Source organism: Mesorhizobium sp. M7A.F.Ca.CA.004.04.2.1, from assembly GCF_004022825.1.
GTDB lineage: Bacteria > Pseudomonadota > Alphaproteobacteria > Rhizobiales > Rhizobiaceae > Mesorhizobium.
In genome coordinates this window covers 1-3120 of sequence record NZ_RZPH01000733.1, presented here as the reverse complement: position 1 = coordinate 3120, position 3120 = coordinate 1, and the positions used below count along the sequence as shown (strand labels likewise).

Here is a 3120-nt window from a genome sequence, read left to right as displayed (position 1 = left end):
CTATCATCCTTGGGACGCGCCGAACGAGGGCGGCGGTATCAGCCGCCCTCGGCAGCGTCAGGCCAGGGCTTCCATCTTGCCGGCGGTGGGTATCTCGGAGGCGCCGGCGTTTTCGACGATCACCAGATCGAAGCCGCCACCGGCCTTCTTGCGCCACTGCCCGCCAACGAGCGGTGTCTTGCAGACGTTCTTCGCGGCGAAAGGTGGCAATCCCGCACCGCTCCAGGCCACTTTGCCCACCACCGTCGTCATGTCGGTGGCCGCTATCGCCGCCGCGATCGCCTCGGCATTGGTTGGATCCGACACGCGGCCCATGACATTGGCCGCCACCTCGAACAGCGAATGGACAAAACCGATCGGCTGGGTCCAGGGACGGCCGGTCTTGGCGGTGAAATCCGCAGCGAGTTCGGCCGAACTCTCGCCCGTCAGCGACGATTTGAACGGATGCGAGGCCGACCACCAGACCTCGGACGAGAGGTTGTGGCCAGCATCGCCGAGCGTCTCGACCGATTGCGGAAAAAGGATCGCCTTGGCGACCGTCACCGCCTTGGGGTTGAAGCCCTGCTGGCGGGCCTGGTTCCAGAAGGTGGTGAAGTCGGGGGGAATGACCACCCCGGTAACGATCTCGGCATTGGCGGCTTTGAAGGCGTTGACCTGCGCGGTGAAATCGTCCGAAAGGTTCTGATAGCGGCCAGGATCGGCAAGGCTGAAGCCGGCGGCATCGAGGCCGGGCTTCAATCCATTCTTCGGGTCGCCCCAGGCATTGCCGTCGGCATCGTTGGGGAACAGCCCGCCCACCTTGCCGTTGGTGGAAAGCTGTTTCCACATGCCGGTGTAGACGGCGATGATGTCTTCGAGACCCCAGAAATAATGATAGGCGAAGTTGAAAGGCTTCCACGAGGCCGGATCGGCCGGATTGCCCTGCTGGCCGATGAACCAGGGCTGCCACGGCGCCATCGTCGAGATGACCGGCACGCCCTCCGCCTCGCAGGTGGTGGCCACAGGGTTGGTGTTCTCGGGTGTCGAGCCGACGAGCATCAGGTTGATCTCGTCATCGACGATCAAGCTCTTCGCCACCTCGGCCGCGCGATTGGGATTCGACTGGCTGTCCTTGACGATGACCTCGAAGTTCTTGCCCGCCTCGGAAGCGAGGAAGGCCTTGATGTTGTAGGCATCGCTCTCCGCGAAGCCGGCAAGCGGCCCGGTCTGCGGCGAAACATAGCCCAGGCGGATCTTGGCGCCTTGCGCGATGGCCGGCGTCGCCAGGCGCGAACCGGCCAGCGCCAGGCCTGTCGCCGCCGAGGCTTTCAGTAGGCTGCGTCTTGTGATCACTGTAGTTCCTCCCTCTTGTTTTATTCTCAAGCCCCCGGACGGCGTCCCTCCCACGCCACCTGAAGGAGTTCCCTTATCGATCCCGGATCGATTGGCCTCGGATTGGCATAGGCATTCTTGACCGCGATCGCCGCCGCGCGGTCGAGATCGGTCTCCTCGATGCCGATCGCCTTCAAGCTCAGCGGAGAGCCGACCGACTGTGCGAAATCCCAGAGCCCGCCGCCCGCCGAGCCGCCGCCGAATGCCTCGGCGATGGGGCGCAGCAGATCGGGCACTGCCGCTTCGTTGAAGGCGGTCGTGTAGGGCAGCAGGATGGCGTGGGTTTCGGCATGCGGCGTATCGAACGAGCCGCCGAAGACATGCGCCAGCTTGTGATGCAGCGCCATCGAGACATAGCCGAGTGCGGTCGAGCAGCACCACGCCGCATAGAGCGCCTGCGTCCGCGCCGCGCGATCCTGCGGGTCGCCGATCAGCCTTGGAATGCCGTCCTTGAAGGCAATCATGGCATCCCTGCACATCAGCACGATCACCGGGTTGCGATCGGGGGCATAGAAGGCCTCCATCGCATGAGCGATCGCGTTCATCGCCGAGGTCACGGTGAGACCTACCGGCAGACTCAATGTCAGATCGACGTCGTAGATCACCGTCTCGGGGCGGATGTCCGGCGAGCGGCGGGTGGTCTTCTCACCGGCCGCCGTCTCGCCGAGGATGTCAGTCATTTCCGAGCCGGCATAGGTGGTGGGAATGACCACCTGGTCGGCGCCGGTGCGCACGGCAATGGCCTTGCCGAGCCCGGTGGTCGAGCCGCCGCCAAGACTGACGACCGCCGAAGCGCCGCTGCTGCGGAAGGCATCGACGGCCTTTTCCGTGACCTCGACAGGGGTATGCATGACCGCGCCGGCAAAGATCCCGGCCGCGAGGCCACCAAGGCTTGCGGCCAGTCTTTCCGCATCGCCCTTCTGATGCGATGTCGACAGCACCATCACCTTGTCATGGCCGAGCCGCCGGACTTCCTCTTCGACGCGAGCCATGCTGCCGGCACCGAAGACCACCCGTGTCGTCAGGCCAGGAAAGGTGAAGCTGTCCATCATCGCGCCGCCTCCATGCGCGGGCCACGCCCGGCCGCGAGGTCGTCGAGGATCGTGCCCAGCATGGCGATCTCGGCGTCCGAGACCTCATGGCCGCGGCCCGGGAACAGATCGGCCCGCAGGCTCGCGCCAAACCGGCCCAGCGATTGCGCGGCATCGGCAAACGCCGAGACCGGAATCCAGGGATCAGCATCGCCACCGGAAAGATAGATCGGCATTCCGGCCGGCGCCGCCTCGGATCTTTCGTCCGCCGGAACGCCGACACGGCAGCCCGTGAAGGCCGCCAAAGCGTCCGGCGGCGGCAGCCCCGCGCAGAGATACTCGATCGAGAGACACGCCCCTTGCGAGAAGCCCGCGAGAAGAAGCGGCAGTCCGGGCAGTTCGGCCCGCGCCGCGACCATTGCGGCCGCAAGGTGGTCGAGCGCATCCGAAAGCTGCGCGCGGGCGACCGGCGTCAACGGATCGACGGCACGCGCCTCCCACCAGATGCCGTGCGGTGCACGCGGCAGGATGAAGGCCACGGCGGACGCGGAAAGCCGCGACAGCACATGCGACTGCATCTCTTCGGGCGATTGGCCGCGGCCCGGGAACAGATCGGCCCGCAGGCTCGCGCCAAACCGGCCCAGCGATTGCGCGGCATCGGCAAACGCCGAGACCGGAATCCAGGGATCAGCATCGCCACCGGAAAGATAGATCGGCA

General features: G+C 65.8%; 3 protein-coding genes. All 3 read right to left on the bottom strand.

Translation table 11 applies throughout. The features are described 5' to 3' along the window. Window positions 1-57: 57 nt before the first annotated feature. From EN893_RS26085 to EN893_RS26075, 3 genes are read right to left on the bottom strand one after another with little or no spacing between them, the layout of a single operon-like run. A complete protein-coding gene (locus EN893_RS26085) occupies window positions 58-1332 on the bottom strand; it encodes an ABC transporter substrate-binding protein (RefSeq protein ID WP_127266438.1) in 1275 nt (424 codons plus the stop codon). Window positions 1333-1358: 26 nt separating this feature from the next. Beyond that, complete coding sequence (locus EN893_RS26080; protein ID WP_236383217.1) at window positions 1359-2420, bottom strand: maleylacetate reductase; 1062 nt, start codon at window positions 2418-2420, stop codon at window positions 1359-1361. Further along, window positions 2420-3115 carry a dienelactone hydrolase family protein gene (locus tag EN893_RS26075; protein ID WP_245490908.1) on the bottom strand — a complete coding sequence of 232 codons (696 nt, stop codon included), beginning with the start codon at window positions 3113-3115 and terminating at the stop codon, window positions 2420-2422. The genes EN893_RS26080 and EN893_RS26075 overlap by 1 nt, the downstream gene beginning before the upstream one ends. Window positions 3116-3120: the final 5 nt, after the last annotated feature.